The organism is Chitinophaga sp. S165 (assembly GCF_003182155.1).
GTDB lineage: Bacteria > Bacteroidota > Bacteroidia > Chitinophagales > Chitinophagaceae > Chitinophaga.
Window position 1 is genome coordinate 397,892 of the sequence record NZ_QGTG01000008.1, and the last position, 18,511, is coordinate 416,402.

General features: G+C 43.2%; 15 protein-coding genes. 11 read left to right on the forward strand and 4 right to left on the reverse strand.

Translation table 11 applies throughout. From position 1 onward, the window contains the following. Window positions 1–7 precede the first annotated feature (7 nt). Window positions 8–577: a TIGR00730 family Rossman fold protein gene (locus tag C7475_RS26510; protein WP_110056426.1), complete on the forward strand. Its 570-nt coding sequence runs from the start codon at window positions 8–10 to the stop codon at window positions 575–577. A 28-nt stretch (window positions 578–605) separates the two neighbouring features. Here C7475_RS26510 and C7475_RS26515 read toward each other — a convergent pair whose 3' ends face one another. Continuing rightward, complete coding sequence (locus C7475_RS26515) at window positions 606–1,364, reverse strand: hypothetical protein (RefSeq protein WP_110056427.1); 759 nt, start codon at window positions 1,362–1,364, stop codon at window positions 606–608. A gap of 114 nt (window positions 1,365–1,478) precedes the next feature. After that, window positions 1,479–2,531, reverse strand: coding sequence for a hypothetical protein (locus C7475_RS26520; protein ID WP_110056428.1), 1,053 nt, complete (start codon window positions 2,529–2,531; stop codon window positions 1,479–1,481). 112 nt (window positions 2,532–2,643) lie between these two features. Between C7475_RS26520 and C7475_RS26525 the strand changes: the two genes are divergently transcribed. From C7475_RS26525 to C7475_RS26570, 10 genes are all read left to right on the forward strand, one after another. Continuing rightward, a complete protein-coding gene (locus C7475_RS26525; RefSeq protein ID WP_146217655.1) occupies window positions 2,644–3,513 on the forward strand; it encodes a hypothetical protein in 870 nt (289 codons plus the stop codon). A 70-nt stretch (window positions 3,514–3,583) separates the two neighbouring features. After that, a complete protein-coding gene (locus tag C7475_RS26530; RefSeq protein WP_110056430.1) occupies window positions 3,584–4,159 on the forward strand; it encodes a DUF4256 domain-containing protein in 576 nt (191 codons plus the stop codon). Between the two features lie 173 nt (window positions 4,160–4,332). Next, entirely contained in the window at window positions 4,333–6,816 is a 2,484-nt protein-coding gene (locus tag C7475_RS26535; RefSeq protein WP_233259972.1) for a DUF4157 domain-containing protein, read from the forward strand. A gap of 487 nt (window positions 6,817–7,303) precedes the next feature. Further along, window positions 7,304–7,855 (forward strand): RNA polymerase sigma-70 factor, encoded by a 552-nt coding sequence (locus tag C7475_RS26540; RefSeq protein ID WP_110056432.1) that lies wholly within the window; start codon window positions 7,304–7,306, stop codon window positions 7,853–7,855. 81 nt (window positions 7,856–7,936) lie between these two features. Continuing rightward, window positions 7,937–8,983, forward strand: coding sequence for a FecR family protein (locus C7475_RS26545; protein WP_158286626.1), 1,047 nt, complete (start codon window positions 7,937–7,939; stop codon window positions 8,981–8,983). An 87-nt stretch (window positions 8,984–9,070) separates the two neighbouring features. Further along, entirely contained in the window at window positions 9,071–12,244 is a 3,174-nt protein-coding gene (locus C7475_RS26550; RefSeq protein ID WP_110056434.1) for a SusC/RagA family TonB-linked outer membrane protein, read from the forward strand. A gap of 18 nt (window positions 12,245–12,262) precedes the next feature. Continuing rightward, a complete protein-coding gene (locus tag C7475_RS26555) occupies window positions 12,263–14,164 on the forward strand; it encodes a RagB/SusD family nutrient uptake outer membrane protein (RefSeq protein ID WP_110056435.1) in 1,902 nt (633 codons plus the stop codon). Window positions 14,165–14,303: 139 nt separating this feature from the next. Next, window positions 14,304–14,777 (forward strand): CYTH domain-containing protein, encoded by a 474-nt coding sequence (locus C7475_RS26560; protein ID WP_110056463.1) that lies wholly within the window; start codon window positions 14,304–14,306, stop codon window positions 14,775–14,777. 215 nt (window positions 14,778–14,992) lie between these two features. After that, on the forward strand, window positions 14,993–16,171 hold the full coding sequence (locus tag C7475_RS26565) for a 4-hydroxybenzoate 3-monooxygenase (RefSeq protein WP_110056436.1): 1,179 nt from the start codon (window positions 14,993–14,995) through the stop codon (window positions 16,169–16,171). 60 nt (window positions 16,172–16,231) lie between these two features. Further along, the gene (locus tag C7475_RS26570) at window positions 16,232–17,107 is read left to right on the forward strand and encodes an AraC family transcriptional regulator (RefSeq protein WP_110056437.1); all 876 of its coding nucleotides are present in this window, start codon (window positions 16,232–16,234) and stop codon (window positions 17,105–17,107) included. Window positions 17,108–17,126: 19 nt separating this feature from the next. On the opposite strand, the gene C7475_RS26575 is transcribed toward C7475_RS26570, so the two are convergent. Both C7475_RS26575 and C7475_RS26580 read right to left on the reverse strand, forming a co-directional pair. Further along, window positions 17,127–17,738, reverse strand: coding sequence for a S41 family peptidase (locus C7475_RS26575; RefSeq protein ID WP_158286627.1), 612 nt, complete (start codon window positions 17,736–17,738; stop codon window positions 17,127–17,129). Window positions 17,739–17,847: 109 nt separating this feature from the next. Continuing rightward, window positions 17,848–18,369 carry a hypothetical protein gene (locus C7475_RS26580; RefSeq protein ID WP_146217656.1) on the reverse strand — a complete coding sequence of 174 codons (522 nt, stop codon included), beginning with the start codon at window positions 18,367–18,369 and terminating at the stop codon, window positions 17,848–17,850. Window positions 18,370–18,511 lie beyond the last annotated feature (142 nt).

An 18,511-nucleotide genomic window follows, 5' to 3' on the forward strand; every position in this document is an offset into this window, starting at 1 on the left:
CACGTCTATGAAAAGTATAGCTATTTTTTGCGGATCTAATTTTGGGAATGATCCCATTTATACCAGCCTGACCAAAGAATTGGCCAATGCTATCGCGAAGAACAGGTTGAGATTGATCTATGGCGGTGCTGCCGTTGGACTGATGGGCGTGGTGGCCGATCAGGTACTGGCGCAGGGAGGCGAGGTGATCGGAGTATTGCCGGAAAAGATCTCCGGGACTGAAATTGCACACAAAGGTCTGACTGAACTGCATGTGGTATCCACCATGCATGAGCGGAAAGCAATGATGGCCAATCTTGCGGATTGTTTCATAGCAATACCCGGCGGTATAGGTACTTTAGAAGAGATTATTGAAGTGTTCACATGGGCCCAACTGGGATTCCATAGTAAGCCCTGCGGCATCCTCAATGTAAATGGCTATTATGATAAGTTACAGGAACTCCTGATGACGATGTGCCAGGCTGGATTTTTATCAGAATACCATATGAAGTCCCTTATTTTCGATAATGATCCGGAGCGGTTGCTGAATACCTTAATGGAACAAAAGATCGTTTATCAGCCTAAATGGGTGAAATAAAAGAAGGAGGCGTTCAGCCTCCTTCTTTTTACTCTGCTATTGTAGCGGGTTGAGATAAGACAGTTTTCTCACCCTTATAAATTGTTAGTGTTGCCGGTGGATGATTCTTTTGTCTGAGCATATTGACATCACAACTATAAACATAACCATCATTTTTAAATTCATACCTGTGGTTACCTCCTGTGCCTTCATGTATGAATGTTCCATTTTCTATGACGAGGTCAGGTTTGTCGCTCTGTTTACTTTGTAGAGGCCAGGAAGCATAACGATAATTGCCATTACCCATATCGTCTATTCTGATCTTGAACTTTTTCGTTTTCATGAAACAGACTGGCCGCTCAAATCCCTGAAGAGATGGATGAATGTAGTTCTTTTGTTTATCTATCCGTGCTACTCTCTTTTTGCTTTCGGCGGCTGACTGGTAGTTAACCGCTATTAACTTACCATTCTCATCCAGCCAGAGTACGCCATTGCGTAGCATCAGCCCACGCCATCCCATTTTTGTCCAGTCTTTGTCAGGTTTGGATGTTACGATAATATTGACCAGCGAGTCGTCGAATATTTCATCGTACCTGTTTATAAACTCCTGCTTGTTTCTTATTGGAGGAATGGGATAAGCCCTTTTGAAAGGATAAGTGATCTTGCCGGATAGTTCAGCTTTATTTTGCTGCCTGATAATGGTAATAAAATCAGCAATGACTTTCTGATACTCCGGGTTTTGTACCTGGCTGAAAGCAGAAAGGAAAGGTAGTATTAACAGCAGTATGGCAATGAATGGTTTCTTCATAAATCTTACATTGGTTCTAATTAAACATGTAACCGTTCGCCGGCAAATATACAAAACGCTGACGCCTTCAGATTGGAGAAAGCTTTTTTAAGATTATTTTATTAACTGCTTACATCAAGTATTCCATTTCAACACATTCTTCAGCACCTTCAATGCCTTTTTAGTATCCTGAGATAGTCCGGCAATGATCTCCTGCAATCCGTGTTGCAGATTCTCCAGGTTATTCTTTTCACTCTTCCAGTCAATAAACCGCACGCCTTGCGCACTTTTGGCGAATCCCAGCAGGAACTCATAGCGTGGGTGATGGTACAGTGCCTTGATCTGCTCCTTAAGATCTTTTACCTGTTCTTTCAATGTAATATTATATAGATCAAGTTTCGCATTGGTAAGCTGATCGGGATGCCGGTCTTCCTCCTGTATCCAGGTTATTTCCAGTTGGAGCATGGTCAGCAGGTCGCCTTGTTCCCTTGCAATGGTCAGTTGTTTCATCAGTTCTTCTTTCTGCCGGATACGTTCCGGATCTTGTTCAAGATCGGGATGGAAGACCTTTGCCAGCTGTCTGTAAAGGTGATGCACATTCTTTTTACGAACCTCTTCCAGCAAACGTTCCCTTTCTTCTTTCTGCAATTGTTTTTTCGTCTTTCGTTGATTGGTAGCCGTACTTTCGAGTTCTGTTCTTTTCATCGGAAGTGACGATTCCGGATCATCTTCTTCATTGTGCACGGCGGCTGCCTTTCTTAGTTTGGAAAGATATTGTTCCGTCAGCTCCTGGTAGGTGATCTCTGATAATGCGTTGAATATCTCCAATAGTTCTCCTTCAGGATCTTCCTGCTGATACCGGAATATATCATGTAACTGATGGATAATCAGCAACCTTAACGCCTCTTTTTCATGATCAGAAAGCCCTTTTGAGATAGTCATGAATCCGTTCATAAGCACCGCCACTTTTGCTCTCAAACCGGTAACCTGCTGCATAAGCGGGTACATGTGTTTTATGTAATACTGTACTTGCTTGTCGAGCAGCACGGTTGTTTCTTTGAGCTCTTCCCGCAGTTGAGCTATCTGCTGCGTCAGTTTATTGAATGTTTGCTGCTCTTTGCTAAGACCAGCTTTGTCAGACTTACCAATGATCAGTTCTTTTGATCGTTTATGCGGCTCCTGCTCCATGATTTGTACTTTATATTGACGGCTAAACCATGCAAAATTACGAAAGAAACAGAATTGATTATGTCACCAGTAGTGATCGATGTTTCGTATCTTGCATGAATAAACCGATCCTATGAAACGTTATCTTCTTCTATTGCTGCTATTCTTAGCTAACAGCGTATCTGCGACAAGCATCTCGTATTTCCCCTTTAGTAAAATGCTGACTGAGTGCAAAGCTTATTATATCTGCCGTTATCTGCGAACAGAAAGAGACAGTCTGGTGCTTGCCGACAGGCACTCAGGCAAAGAGTTTATTGTTAGCAGAAAGGGTCACGATGATCCTGCTGGAGACAGTTACCTGGTGGCAGAAAATGAAGCGAACACATATGTAGTCAGAAGCTATCCTTACAGCAAGGAAAACGATGAGATAGTAGCGCGGCTTTCGTCACGTATCAGAGATATAGATAAGATGCGCAATTCTAAAAAAAAAATCAATGCTTGTAAAGAGTGGATCTTTTCCTTAATGGACGTTCCATTTCTTCGTTGGTATGGATTTTATGAATGGGAGGACAATCAAATCATCGGTGACTATAAAGCTTTAAAAAAAAGAAGGAAGTCCTCATCTTTTAATATCCTGACCCCGCAGGAAAGTGAAAGGCTTTATAAGGCATTTTTAACCTATCGCTGGCCCAATTTTTACACATGGGATGTCGTATGGTTGCTGGACAGCAGTTATAATGACAGGGTAGTAAAATATGTATGTCAGTTCCTGGAATGGACGTTAAGTGAAGAAGCGGAGGATTTTGAATATAATGATGGTTCAATGCATTCAACTTGTGAATATTGTGGTGTATATGTATTGTCAGCCGCTGGTCTTGGGGGAGAAGAGTTTCTCAAAATTGCAGACGAGTATGATAAAGACAGCAATAAATTTACGAGCGGTTCAGATAAAGTATATATCAGGCGGATGGTAGAGGCTTTAAAAAAACAATTTTCCAGATAGTTTTTTTTCTACACTTTTGATAGCATAAGTCATTCTAAACGCTTTAATTGCGTTTTAAACCTAACCACGTATGAAAAAGACTAACGATACTAAAAAGAAGTTATCGCCAGAGGCGCAGCAGGAACTTCTCAGTATATTAAAAAACCGCTTTGAGAAGAACAAGAATCGCCATAAAGGCCTTGAATGGGCTAATGTACAGGCGAAGCTGGAAGCTGATCCCGGGAAACTGTGGTCGCTTGATAAGATGGAGGAAACCGGAGGAGAACCTGATGTAGTTGGTTATGATAAGAAGACGGACGAATACATTTTTTATGATTGTTCAGCAGAAAGTCCCAAAGGCCGTAGAAGCGTTTGTTATGACCATGAAGCACTCGAGTCAAGGAAAGAGCATAAACCGGAAGATAGTGCCATAGAAATGGCAGCAAACATGGGTATTGAACTGTTAACAGAGGAACAATACCGGGAGCTGCAGCAACTGGGGAATTTTGATCTGAAGACCTCGAGCTGGATATTGACACCAGCTGCTATCAGGAAGCTGGACGGGGCGCTCTTCTGCGATCGTCGCTATGATCATGTATTCACGTATCACAATGGCGCATCTTCATATTATGCAGCCCGGGGATTCCGTGGTTCGCTAAAGGTGTAAGCTTAACTTGGGGCAAATGCCGCTCTGGTTCTATTTAATGCAGCTTTTGCTACTGAGCACTAGTCAGCCGGATTTTTATGGACGATGCCCTATACCGATAGATACTATTAAATTAAATTTCAATAAGTATTCTCAAATTATTGTCTAATTTAATGGCATATTCCTATGCATCTATGTCTCATGAACATAATACCACTCAGGCTATTCAAACAGCTACCCGTTCTGTAGCAGATAACCAACTCGCTTCCGGGATCTCAAAACCTGCTGTTCAACCGCTTCAAAAGGTTGCAGACATGCCATTTACTGCTCCTGCCGGAGATAACAATGGTCAGGCTGGAACGGTGGACAGGAAACCATTTCAATTAAGAGCAAACAACACGGGGCTCCCGGATAATTTGAAATCCGGCATCGAAAATTTGAGCGGGTACTCCATGGATGATGTCAGAGTAAATTACAACTCTGCCAGGCCGGCACAATTGCAGGCGCATGCTTATGCGCAAGGTACAGATATTCATGTAGCTCCGGGACAGGAAAAGCACCTGGCGCATGAAGCATGGCATGTGGTGCAACAGAAGCAGGGAAGAGTATCGCCAACATTTCAGCTAAAAAGCGATATTCCTGTGAATGATGATGCCGCACTGGAACAAGAGGCCGACGTCATGGGAGAGAAGGCGTTGCAATTCGCCACAGCAGGTCCTGCACCCTTGAAACATCAGCATATAAATAATACCGTATTGCAGGGTGCTTTCCTCGACATAGCTGCTGCTAGCTTTACGGACTACATTGCTGAACAGGAAACAAAGCAGAAAGAGATAGGAGCGCATAGAGAATCATTTACCACAGTTGGTTTCGAGCATGAGTTCACCCAAACGGAAGGAGAAGGAAACTCATTGGCGGGTATATCACATCTGGAGCTTGCCAAAGCACGTCCACTGGCTTTTACCAAATTGCCGTTCATACTTGAAACTGATGCCGCCAATGCGCTGGAACTGGTAAGCCCTCCTTTCCTGATCAAAACACTTACAAATACAATGATCCCTGATCCTGCGGATATAGAAAAAGTGGACAGCCTGATACGGGTGAAGCTGTTGGAATTGTCCACGAAGGGAACCATTGATGGCATGCTTAAAGGATTCAAGACAGCAGGGCTTGATTTTTCCGCAGCTGAAAACCTTAAGATAGAGCAGAAGAACGTATCTCATAAGAGCGGTGTAAAAGATTATGCGAGTGCTCCGGACCTGGAGTTTAAGGAGTTAAAAAAGATAAAGATCAAGCCTACTGAAAAAGGTGGAGGCATCACCAGTCAGGTGAATTTCGCTACCACAGCACAGACATTTGACGATCTGCAGAATATCAATAAAGAAGATGCGCTGGATATTACCAGAGGCAGAAAGCCCGGATTTAATCCGAAAGCAATACTTGCCACGCTTGAGAAGGGTATTAAAGTGGCTATCGCGCAAACCGGTATTGCAGAAACACCAGGTCGTACTATCTTCATCAACCAGCTTGCACGTACCTTGAGCGGACAGTTTGCCGTTCCGGCGATAGAACATGTAAAGAACGAGCAGGAGAGGATATACGACAATACATCTGATCTGGCCCGTAATAAAGGTGCAACCTCAAAGTTCAGGTTCAATGCTTATTTGTCCAGTGCAGTAAAAGATGTTGACGGCGCCTGGATTAAGGACAGTCTGATGAACATAGGTCTGGGGGTACTGAAAGATGACGACTGGAGAGCGATCAGGGGAATGGTAACCAACGCCAGACTGGCAGATGGTATCAGAGGTCTGGAACTACCTGAGTTTACGAACATTAACGGGTTTGAAAAAGAGTCAGAACAGGAGGAGGGGAATGCGTTGATCGCAGAAACGCTGCAAGCGGCAAAGGCCAGCATGATAAAAGCCCTTTCAACGATTGCCACGCAGATAGAGATGGTATATACCCACGATCTCATGACCAAAGAAGGATATAAGAGTACAGAGCTTGGCATTTTCCCTAATGAGGCGGTCGGCTTTATGGGGCATAATGATGAGATGATAGGAGCAAGGCAGGACACTTACATTGATACAAGAAAGGCACAGCTGCCCCAGGTGACCGATGAACGCCTGCATGTAGCAGAAACACGCAAAGACGGCGTAGACAGCCTGTATATGCTGGCTTTTAAAACAGATAAGCTGGATATTAAAGGATTAGAGGCGATGGCGCAGTTTCAGGCCGCTAAAATCAGCGCGATAGATCTGGAGATCGTGGACTTAGAGAAAGCCAAAGCCGTAGCGGAAGAGGATATCAAAGACACTGAAAATGCTATACTGTTACTGAGGCCGAGAATAACAGCGCATTATCGCGATTATGATGTTCAGCTGGAGCAATTTAAAAAGCAATTTGCCGAGACAAGTAAAGGTAATGTTCCACCCAGAGCAAAACAAATAACGCAGTTCGATAAAAAATTTGATCCGGAAGGCCTGAAAGATAAGCTGGAGAAGGGATTACCGGGAAAACGTAGACAACAAACACCTGTTATTGAGAAAAAAGAGAAAGAAATTAAGGAAAAGCGAAAGGAACAGGAGCCATACCAGCTTTTGATTAAAGCCATAGTATCACGGATAGTGAGAAAGCAAATAATGGATCAATATATGGGACAGCAACAGCTGTTTTAAATAATCAGATGCCTCTTGGTGGTAAGCCGGGGCTAATAATGAGCATTTGAAAGCTCCCTGGACTGACCAGGGGGCTTTTTTTATTCTTTCAGGCAAGAACCTTCTCCTGGTAATGGTCTGATATAGGCTGGCATATGGCGAATTCATTTTAATATCCCATCTATAAACCATTGTTTACCCATATATAACCCATATATATCCCATACCTCTTAAATATGGGATATATATGGGTTATATATGGGATATATATGGGACATATATGGGACATCTCTGATAACAGGCTATGGTAGCAGCTTTACTGGTACAGTATGAAAAGCTTGTTTTGTTTCATTGTGATAATAAGTTAGATTTATGTTAAATAAAATATTAATAACTATCTTTTTTGAATGGGAAAAATAAATACAGGTGTTTTTTGACGGGAGGGCAGAGCCTGGTAGAAGACAGGTCTGAATTATTAGAAAAAGAAATTAATTTCTATATTTAGAGCATGTCCACGTTTAATACAATTGCTGCGCTGAAGGCAGGGGACACCTCAGTTTTCAGTGACCTATTCAATGAATACCACCAGAAGGTGTATTTTTACGTGCTATCCAAGACCCACTCCACCTATATCGCTGAAGAAGCTACCCAGATCACGTTTATCAAATTATGGGATTACAGGCATCGTTTGGACGAATCCGAGCCGGTGAGCAAGCTGATATTCCATATAGCGCGGGCCACTACCATTGATCTGTTAAGAAAGGAAGCTGTTAAGGGACGGTTCCTGAAGCAGGAAAAACCTTCGGAATCCACCACGAGGAATATCTCTGATGCAATGGAAGCCAGGGAACAGCTGCAGCGGGTCCGGGAGGCGGTACAGCATATGCCTCCGGTGAGAAGGAAGGTATTTGAGCTAAGCCGGTATGAATTTAAATCCCACAAAGAGATCGCGGAGCAACTATCCCTGTCCGTTAAAACGGTTGAGAATCATATGTCTTTGGCTATCAGTTACTTAAGAAATTTGTTGCTGTTGTTATTGCTGCTCCTGAACTTTATTTAAAAAATATTTTTCCTGCCATTAGGGGTTCTCCCTTTTTCAAACGATATACTAACAACGATCCCATTATCTTAACTCAATATGATGCAAAGGGAATTAATTGATAAATATTTCAGAAACGAATGCTCTGATGATGAAAGAATGTTGGTACTGGAATATTTTCGGAATCATCCTGAAGAATGGAATAAGTACATGAGTGAGGAGGACTGGGATAATTTTGTAACAAACGAGGAACTGGCTCCTGAACTTTCAGAAGAGCTGTTTGCCAACGTGAGCCGGCAAACCTTAAATAAGACCAAAAGAAGGACGATCGCCTGGCTGGCTGCAGCTGTGTTAGTCCCTCTGGTGATCGGGGCATTTTGGGGCTATTTGACCCTAAGAAAGACATCTTCCCAGGAGGGAGTAGTGACTGCGGGAACAACTGAGCAGATGATAGAGAAGAAAAACGTTTCCGATACCCTGATGAACATACTGATGGATGATGGATCTATGGTCATGTTATCGCCGGGCAGTGGCATCAGGTATTATGAAAAGTTTGTATCGCGGGATAACCGGGAAGTTTATTTATCAGGCAAGGCCATATTCGATGTAGGCATAGATAAGGGAAGGCCGTTTATTGTATATGCAGACAGACTGGCAACAACTGTACTTGGCACTTCCTTTACGGTGGAGTCGTTTGCCCAGAGCAGTGTGATAACGGTGAAGTTGCATAAAGGCAAAATACAGGTAGCTGCTGCCGACATTGTGCAGGAAAAATGGAACGGTAGAGAGATATTATTGCCTGGAGATGAATTTATATACGACAAGACGACGATGCTGGCAAGTATAAAGCGCAACATGCCAGCCGAGCAAATGGTAAAAGCAGGACCGGCGTATAAAGAGGATAATAACGTTCGCAGACCTGATTTATACACCTTTGACATATCGCCGCTTTCAGATGTATTTGATCAGCTTAGTAACTACTATCAGGTGGAGATCTACTATTATCCTTCTGATGTAAAGAATAAATATTTTTCGGGACGAATGCATAAAACTGACAGTTTAGGAACTATTCTGAATGACATAGCAACACTCAACCAACTTAAAATCGAAAAAGAGAAGGAACGCTACATTATTAGAAAGAAAGATTAGCCGAACTATATGATCGTAAACTACCGGGACCGTTGATGAAATCAGCGAACAGACCCTTATTTGCCTAATTCAGACATCAGACAGAAAATGAAAAAATGGAATTCCACGTATGCACTGCTATGCGTAGCGGTCATCTTTAGCCTTATCCCATCACTACTTCAGGCCCAGAATAACCGGTCGGATGTATCGGGCATTGTAAAAAGCGAGGAAACAAAAGAACCGCTCTGGGGCGTCAGCGTTACTGTTAAAAATGCTACGAACAGTTTTACCGCTTCCGTACAAACTGACAGTACGGGCCTTTTTGCTTTCAACAGGCTACCTGCTGGTCCGGGGTATACTTTCACCTTTTCCTTTATAGGATTTGAATCGCAAACCCTCTCGGGCTATAATCTGAAAGCTGGTGCGGATTTCTCTTTGCGGGTCGACCTGAAGAACAGCGAGCAGAAAATGAACGAAGTGGTGGTAGTAGGATACGGCTCCATGCAGAAGAAGGACCTGACCGGTGCAATCAGTCAGGTGAAGACAGCCAGGCTTGAAAAGGAAAGTCCGCGTAATGTGGAAGACCTGCTGCGAAGCGGCGTGCCCGGATTGTACGTGGCGCAAGGTACTTCAGCGAAAGGTGGTGGAGATATGCTGGTGCGGGGACAACGGTCTTTAGGAGCAAAGAATGACCCCCTCATTGTGTTGGATGGCGTTATCTTCTTTGGAGAATTGTCCGAGATCAATCCGCAGGATATAGAGCATTTTGATATCCTCAAAGATGCATCCGCTGCTGCTATCTATGGTGCTAAATCAGCTAATGGCGTTGTTATCATTACAACTAAAAAAGGTGCTTCTGATAAACCTACGATCCGGTTTGACGCCAATACCGGCATTGCCACCCATGGAAAAAAGCGGGAGGTGTATGACGCAGATGGATATCTGAAGTTCAGAACAGATATGTTTAACAGCAATACCAGGTGGGAAACTCCTGCGAAATATGAAAAGCCGACGCAGGAAACTTTCTCCAAATACGGTATCACATTGGATGACTGGCTCGCTTATGATGCGCTGTCAGGTTCACCGGAAGAAATATGGCTGTTGCGTTTAGGCTTGTTTGAAAAGGAACGCCGGAACTATGCAAAAGGACGGACTTATGACTGGTTCAACGGATCGTTCCAGAACGGGTTGCAACAGAATTATAATGTGAGTTTGTCAGGAAGGAACAAGGATGTGCTCAACTACTATGTGTCCTTTGGATATCTGAATAACGAGGGAATTATTGTAGGTGATAAATACCGCGCTTATAGGTCTAATATCAAGATAGACGGGAAGATTAACAAGTGGATGCATACAGGGGTCAACATTAATTTCCAGGACAGGTCTGACGGTAATCTTGCAGTTAAATGGAAAGATCAGATCATCAACAATTCTCCATTCGCTTTGCCTGTTGACTCAAATGGTATCCTTGACGGACAGCCAATGGGTGCAAGCGTTAACCAGGGTACTAACTCAGCCTACGAAAATCAATATAAACAGCTGGAGAAAGGGTATACCGTGTTAAATACCACTATCTACCAAACCATCAAACTGCCTTTCAACATCACGTATCAACTGAATTTTTCTCCCAGGATGCAATGGTTCTATAACAGGTATCATGAATCATCACAAAATCCGTTATGGTCTGATAACGGAAAGGTAGACAGGGAAAATGAGAAGCGATTTGATTGGCAGATAGACAATATCATTACCTGGGACTATACCTTTGCCAAAAAGCATAAAGTAAAGGTAACGCTGTTACAGAACGCGGAAGAACACCGTTCATGGTGGGAAAAGATCACGGCCCGGGATTTTTCTCCGACAGATGCATTGGGCTTCCATAATATCGGCGCCGCTAATCCTTTAATGACCACTATCAGCAGCAATGATGAGCATAGCACCGGAGATGCATTAATGGGCCGCTTATTCTATTCGTACGATAACAGGTATATGCTGACAGCATCTGTGCGTAGGGACGGATACTCTGCATTCGGAGCGTCTAATCCGCGGGCTACCTTCCCTGCACTCGCATTCGCATGGAACTTTGCAGACGAGCGTTTCTTTCACTGGTCGCCCATGAGCACCGGTAAACTGCGTTTGTCATGGGGTATGAACGGTAATCGTTCCATCGGAATATATCAGGCATTGTCCAATCTTATTACCGGAGCAGGCCGATATCCCTATGTGCAATCGAATGGAACGGTCTACGAATTGTCGCAGTTGTATGTTGATCGCATGGCTAACTATGATCTGAAGTGGGAAGCTACATCATCCTGGAACATCGGTATGGATTTCGGTTTCCTCAATGACAGGATCACTGGTAATGTGGAAGTTTACTACATGCCCACTACAGACCTGTTGATGAATCAGTCGTTGCCAAGCTTTACAGGTTTCAGTACAGTCACGACTAACCTGGGAGAAGTAGTGAATAAGGGTTTTGAGCTTGGTCTTACCTCCCGGAATATGGAACGGAAAAATTTTGAATGGAGCACTACGTTTGGCTTCTTTTTCAACAGGAATAAAGTGAAACATCTTTATTACACCTACGAGGATGTACTAAACGAGGATGGTCATATAGTAGGTTCAAAAGAAGTGGACGATATCAAGAACGGATGGTTCATCGGTCATGATATTGCCTCTATATGGACTTATAATGTACAGGGCATCTGGCAGGAAAATGAAAGGGCACAGGCAGAAAAATACGGAGAAATACCAGGAGATGTGAAAGTGGAGGATGTAAATAACGATGGAAAATATACAAATGAGGATAAGAAGTTCATGGGAAGTACTACACCACGTTTCCGTTGGACCCTTCGTAATGATTTCAGCCTTTTCAGGAATATCGATTTTTCTATTAACATATATGCCAACTGGGGACATAAAGAAACTTCAGATGATTATCTGAACAATTTCGGTTCCCAGGCAGACAGAATTAACTCCTACGTAAGGAAGTACTGGACACCGGAAAATCCTTCAAATACCTATGCCAGACTGAACTCTACTAATGTGCAGAACATCACGCCTAAAAGAGTGATTGATAAAACGTATATCCGTCTCGATAACATTTCAGTATCCTATTCGCTGCCTGCACACATTGCCAGGAGAATGGATATGAGCCAGCTTAAGGTATTTGCCGGTGTACGCAACGTTGCCGTATGGGCAAAGGACTGGGAATACTGGGACCCGGAAACGACCGAACTTATGCCCAGGTACTATACAGCGGGAATTACTGCCACATTTTAATGTCATAAACTGAATTATATGAAGCTCACTATAAATAAAGCTGCACGGATAATACTGTTGGGAATAGCACTACAGTTACCTGTAAGCTGTTCGAAAAACTTCCTTAAGCCCGATCCGCAATCATTTTATGAACCTTCCATTACGTTTACTTCTAAGGAAGGATTACAGGCGGCTATCACCAGCTGTACCAGGAACCTTACTTATGTATGGACCGGGGAAGGCGCTCCGCTGCTCACAGATCTGCTCTTTTCAGATGTGGCTGTTGATGGAACTACAGATAAATCAGGTCCGGCGCAGGACCTGAATGCCATGATCACACCTACTTCCAATAATAATGATCTCAACACCAACAAGATCGGTTGGTTCTGGTTTGAAGGGTATAAAGGTATCAAGTATGCCAACACTATTGTGTCTAACCTGGATCGCGTACCCGGACTGGATACCACCCTCCGGAACGAGATGATGGGCATGGCCTACTTTCACCGGACCTTTCGTTATATGTGGCTGATATTTGATTTTGGAGATGTGCCGCTGTTGACAAAAGAGATCACTACTCCCAAGTTCGATTTCCGTTCGACCAAGAGAGAAGTGATCATACAAAAACTGGTAGCTGATATGGAGTTTGCAGTGCAGCATGTGCCGGCAAACGGAGATTATGGAATGGTTACCAAAGGCGCTTGTCAGCAGTTACTCATAAAATGTTACCTGGCCGCTGGCGAATTTGATAAGGCTATAGCAGTGGCTAACACCCTTATCAATAGTTCCGGTTATTCCCTGATGACTGAGCCTTTCGGTACCTTCGTGAACCCCATGCCGGCTGTCCATAACATTACGAGAAATGTGATATGGGACCTGCATCGTGCGCAGAACAAATCTATCGCCACTAACAGGGAAACAATATTTAACATCATTAGCAGAGAAGATTTTGTGAACAGCCGTCAGAGTATGTTCACAATGAGAAACGCACTTCCCTTTTACTCCGGTTCAGGCAATCAGCTGATCAGCACTCCCTCAGGCAAACCTGGACTGAGCGCCAGCTATTCGCAGACAAAAGATAAGATAGATCAGCGTAAAACTTATGGGCGCGGTATTGCCAAAACAAGGCCTACCTGGTACAGCAGCAACACGATCTGGGTTGACACCACTGATCTTCGTCATAGCGTTAGTACAGGTAACTGGATGCGTATGGAAGACATGGTGTATAACAATCCATCATTACTTAGCAGCGGAGATCAATACTATGGTAAAAATCTGCAAAAGTACAATGATGCAGGCAAGCTGCTCGTGACTGATACGGTACGGACCTGGTTTGACTGGCCCCATTACAAATTGTGGGTGGAAAGTCCGAGGAGCGAGACAGTAGACAACTACGATGGAGGCGCCAGCGACTGGTACATTTACAGGCTGGCAGAAACGTATCTGTTGCGGGCGGAAGCTTATTTCTGGAAAGGTAATCTGGGCGCAGCCGCTGAAGATGTTAATACTGTCCGCCGCCGGGCTCATTGTACTAAAATGTTTGATGCTGGTGAGATGAACATGGGCGTGATCCTGGATGAAAGAGCACGGGAGCTGTATTATGAAGAGATGCGGCATGTGGAGCTCAGTCGCATTTCCTACATCTTTGCGCTTACGCATATACCGGATGAATTTGGAAAAACATATCAGACAGCAGACCTTTCTAAGAGTAGTTACTGGTATGAAAGGATCATGCACTATAATAACTTCTATGCCAATAATGTGAAGACGGTGTATGGTACCCGCTTTACGGTAAGTCCATATCACATACTATGGCCGGTGCCACAAACAGATATCGATGCTAACAGGAATGGCCGGGTTAATCAGAACTTTGGTTATTCCGGATACGAGCAGAATATGCCGCCGATAGATAATCTGGAGGAGGCGATAAGTGCACAGGAGTAATCGTTGGTTATATTCCTTCTTATGCAAAAGGGACAGATCATACTTCAGATGATTTGTCCCTTTTACGTATAAGTCATTGAATAATTTGGTTACCATTCATTTCCTGAGAATAGTTATATTTTGGGATAAATATGCCAATATGCCAAAGGAAATCGAAAGAAAGTATTTAGTTGATCTTAAGCAATGGGAAAAACTCGGAGAACTTCCTGGTCAGTATTACAGACAGGGTTATCTGGTTACAGATCCTCAAAAGACCATACGGGTCCGGCTGACGGAAACAAAAGGATTTCTGACAGTAAAAGGAATTTCTGTTGGTGCTACGCGGGCGGAGTATGAATATGAAATACCGGTTAATGAAGCAAAGGAGTTGTTAGACAAATTTTCTGTTTCGGAATTGTCGAAGATCAGGTATAATATAGTGTTTCAAAACAAAACGTGGGAGGTAGATGAGTTTCTAGGTGATAATAAAGGACTTTTTGTTGCAGAGATTGAATTGAGCAGTGAGGATGAGATTTTTGAACTTCCTGATTGGGTGGATAAAGAGGTGACGAGAGAGGAGAAATATTATAATTCTAATCTGACGGTCAATCCTTACAAAGAGTGGGGTTTATGATGTTGTAGAGACCATGAAACGTTAACAAATTGATTCATTTAATTATTGGTAGATAAGTTGTTCATCTCTATTCTTTTTTTGTTTATAAGCTATCCAATAGTCTCGGTGAACTTAAATTCGGTGATTTGTCCACTTCATTCCGTGATGCGTTAACCTTGTCTGACTTTTTCTTAAACGATCTTTGTTGCAGTTTATAAAAAGTCAAAATTTAAGAAATGAGTTCAAATCATGAACAAACAACGGTTGTCATCATTGGAGCAGGTGTGACCGGGCTAACACTAGCCACTTTCCTAAAAAGATCCGGGGTGCATTGCGTTATTCTGGAAAGGAAAAACCGTGCTTACATTGAACTAAGGCAACGTGCCGGAGTTGTCGATGCCAGAGGAGTGCGTATGTTTGAACAGTGGGGATTGGCTGATAAACTTCTCGCAGGCCCTGTAGCGGATATTATAGAATATCGCATTAATGGATCTGCCCGGGTTTTTCAAACTACTGGAGATGACGGTATACAGGGAAGATTTTGCACACAGCAGATGCTTGTTTGTAACTTGTTGCGGGAGCTTATAGATGTAATGGACGGCGATGTTCGTTTTGAAGTATCGGACATTACAATCCGAAATGAAGAGGATGAGCTTCCACAGATCAGTTATACTGATAACACCGGCTTACATACACTGACCTGTAACTACATCGTGGGATGTGATGCAGATCGTGGAATCAGCAGATCATCAATACCCGAAGGCGTATTAACAAAATATAGTTATGAGTTTGGGTATGCATGGCTGGCTGCGCTTGTCGAGGCTCCCGTAAAAGGCAATCCCATTATGGCAGTAAGTGATCATGGTTTTGTCGGACAACTTCCCCGCGGTCCGCACAGAAGCCGTTATTATCTACAAGTGAAATTAAACGATGGTCCTGAACAATGGCCGGACGCCCGCATATGGGACGAGATCAGGTTACGGCTTGCAGATAGAAGTATAGAGAATGCCCATGTACACAACATCGACTTTGTACCTTTACGTTCTGTGGTATATGCTCCAATGCAATATCGTAATCTTTTCCTTGCCGGAGATGCTGCACACATGGTGCCGCCTGTAAGTGCCAAAGGCATGAATCTTGGTCTTTATGACGTAGATATACTTGCCAAAGCGATATTGCTTGCGGTGCATGATAACGACACAAGTGCTTTAGATAACTATTCCAATACGGTCTTGCCCCATATTTGGAACTATCAGGATTTTGCAGTCTGGATGGCCGATACAATGCATGATGCAGGAGAGGCTACGCAACATGGATCATTCCGCCAGATGATTGCGCGCGCACGTCTGGATAATTTATTCAACTCACCTACAGCTGCACATTTGCACAGTGAATATCAACGTGGTGTCAACTGACGCGAAAAAGGGGAGGACGTTGAAATCAACGTAGCAATCGTATATTTAAGCCAGCATAAGATGCAGAATAGAGATAAAATACCCATATACAGCAAAGAGGATTGGCTTTCCGGAGTTTATATAAAACAGATAACTCCGGACGTGGTGGCTAAACCATTGTACGAAAGCGGCCAGCCGCACCGGCACGATTTCTACTATTGTGTTCTTTTAGAAAAAGGAGAAATGGAGATGGAGGTCGACTTCAAAAAGATCAGGCTAACCGATCACTCTCTTTTTATCTCTTATCCCGGTCAGATACACCGCATCATATCTTTAAGCGCTGAACGAGGATGGTTCCTGGCATTCGAAACGTCTATGTTAAATGAAGAATTGAAAAATGTCTTGGATCAGTGCTTATCAGAAATAATCCATATAGTCATCTCCTCCGAACAATTCATCTATCTTTCATCATTTATTCAACACCTCTATAGGGTTTACAATGACGGAGACCTGATATTCAGGTCAAATATCATTCAGGCGATGACTCCGGCATTTCTTTACCAGGCAATGGCAATTTACCTGATCGTAGAGCGATCCGGCTTTACTACACTTCGGGCACGCAGCGTAGAGATTACCAGAACCTTCAGGCAATTGCTGCGGCGGAATTATAAATTTATGAAACGGCCTTCGGAATTTGCAAGCAAAATGAATGTAACAGTAAGCCACCTGAATGACACTGTAAGATCAGTCACAGGCTTTCCGGTAACATATTGTATTCACCAGGAGGTGATGCTGGAAGCACGACGCCTGTTATTTCATTCCGATCTCACAATTAAAGAAATAGCCGGAGATTTGGGATACGATGATGAAAAATACTTTATGAGATTATTTACAAAGGTGGTAGGGATTTCTCCGGGAAACTTCAGAAATGGAACTCAAACAACCTCCTCCTATTAATATGAATACACACCTGGAGTTATTTTGCAATAAGCTCCAGCGCGAGATCCATTGATGCGTCTCTGCCTGTTAAAATATCTGTTATTGAAGGAGGGACAGGGTATGTGGGGAGAACACCATGACCATCATTGTTTCCATTGGTTATTAGATATGTAGTGGTGGAAATAAAACATCTTATATGGGTTGCAGGGAGTAATATTTCTGTGGGGTTTCCGCTGATGACATGTTTATTGCCACCTGTTTCTTCTCCGATAAAAACAGCTCTTTTATCTCTTTCCAGGCAGGCACTTACAATTGCTGTATTAGAGAAGCTGCCGCCATTAATGAGAACAAATAACTTTCCTGTAAAATGATTGGTTTCGGGTTGAATTAATCTCGATTCCTCTCCATTCAGTAAGTATCTGGCGGTGTCAGCTAACAAATAGGATAAAAGGTAACGCCCTGGTTCAAATTCCCCTCCCTGGTTGTTGCGCAGGTCCAGAATAAGACTGGTAGTCTGACTATGTTTTAATACTGTAAAGACACTGTCTATTACATGTGTGAAATCTTGTTTATAGCGTGACTCAAGTAAGTCGGGATCGAAACTCTTAATAGTAAGTATGGCGGTTGCACCTTCTCTTATCTTTTCCAAAGTAATTCCCTGATCTGCCAGAAGAGGATAACGGCTTTGACGGAAGAACTTTACGCTGTCTTTAGTTAATGCTGTTATCTTCTTTTCCTGGAACTCACCTTTCTTGTTCCTAAGTTCGAGGAAAAAGTGAGCGGGCTGACCGTACGCGAAACTGTAATAGGCCGCGAAAATAATGATTCAGTATCCAGATAGGGTATGTTTGGTTATATCCATCCCTGATTTGCCTTGCCATCAGTTGAGACATGATGGCAGCAGTCTTTTCTCCATTTATCTTTACAATTTCTTCCCCTTTTTCAATGCTACTATCAGCCGAGCAGTTTTCAACGATATACAGTTTCCCATCTATGTAAGTAAGGGTAAAAGGAAGTAATTTACCTCTGGTATTAGTATGGTTAGTCATCGTCTCACTGGGTAATAACATAGTGTGACCGTCACCGGTCTTCGCATGTAACAGGGTAATTAAACTGAAAAATCCCTGCTCATTCATTGGCTTATTAATGGAATAATAGAGGCTGTCGAAGAAAGTTTTAAATGCAGGCCTTGGTGTATAACGGTAAAGATCCGGATGTATTTTCTCCAGTTTTCTTTTTAGGAACAGGATATCGGCTTTCATCTCATTTGGGCTGTACATCCTGTTTGGATCTGGCAATTGAGCTTGTCCGACGGCGCAAAAAGGGCTAAATAGTCAGCCAATCGGCGATCCACTGTTTCGCTAAAAACAACATAAGACTTTATAGGGTAAATTGTAGGAGGCAAAAGCCCTCTGCAGCACA

What these genes read in the sequence shown, in the direction of transcription:
- C7475_RS26510 (WP_110056426.1), top strand. Translation starts at nt 8, where the DNA reads ATGAAAAGTATAGCTATTTTTTGCGGATCTAATTTTGGGAATGATCCC.
- C7475_RS26515 (WP_110056427.1), bottom strand. Translation starts at nt 1,364, where the DNA reads ATGAAGAAACCATTCATTGCCATACTGCTGTTAATACTACCTTTCCTT.
- C7475_RS26520 (WP_110056428.1), bottom strand. Translation starts at nt 2,531, where the DNA reads ATGGAGCAGGAGCCGCATAAACGATCAAAAGAACTGATCATTGGTAAG.
- C7475_RS26525 (WP_146217655.1), top strand. Translation starts at nt 2,644, where the DNA reads ATGAAACGTTATCTTCTTCTATTGCTGCTATTCTTAGCTAACAGCGTA.
- C7475_RS26530 (WP_110056430.1), top strand. Translation starts at nt 3,584, where the DNA reads ATGAAAAAGACTAACGATACTAAAAAGAAGTTATCGCCAGAGGCGCAG.
- C7475_RS26535 (WP_233259972.1), top strand. Translation starts at nt 4,333, where the DNA reads ATGTCTCATGAACATAATACCACTCAGGCTATTCAAACAGCTACCCGT.
- C7475_RS26540 (WP_110056432.1), top strand. Translation starts at nt 7,304, where the DNA reads ATGTCCACGTTTAATACAATTGCTGCGCTGAAGGCAGGGGACACCTCA.
- C7475_RS26545 (WP_158286626.1), top strand. Translation starts at nt 7,937, where the DNA reads ATGCAAAGGGAATTAATTGATAAATATTTCAGAAACGAATGCTCTGAT.
- C7475_RS26550 (WP_110056434.1), top strand. Translation starts at nt 9,071, where the DNA reads ATGAAAAAATGGAATTCCACGTATGCACTGCTATGCGTAGCGGTCATC.
- C7475_RS26555 (WP_110056435.1), top strand. Translation starts at nt 12,263, where the DNA reads ATGAAGCTCACTATAAATAAAGCTGCACGGATAATACTGTTGGGAATA.
- C7475_RS26560 (WP_110056463.1), top strand. Translation starts at nt 14,304, where the DNA reads ATGCCAAAGGAAATCGAAAGAAAGTATTTAGTTGATCTTAAGCAATGG.
- C7475_RS26565 (WP_110056436.1), top strand. Translation starts at nt 14,993, where the DNA reads ATGAGTTCAAATCATGAACAAACAACGGTTGTCATCATTGGAGCAGGT.
- C7475_RS26570 (WP_110056437.1), top strand. Translation starts at nt 16,232, where the DNA reads ATGCAGAATAGAGATAAAATACCCATATACAGCAAAGAGGATTGGCTT.
- C7475_RS26580 (WP_146217656.1), bottom strand. Translation starts at nt 18,369, where the DNA reads ATGTACAGCCCAAATGAGATGAAAGCCGATATCCTGTTCCTAAAAAGA.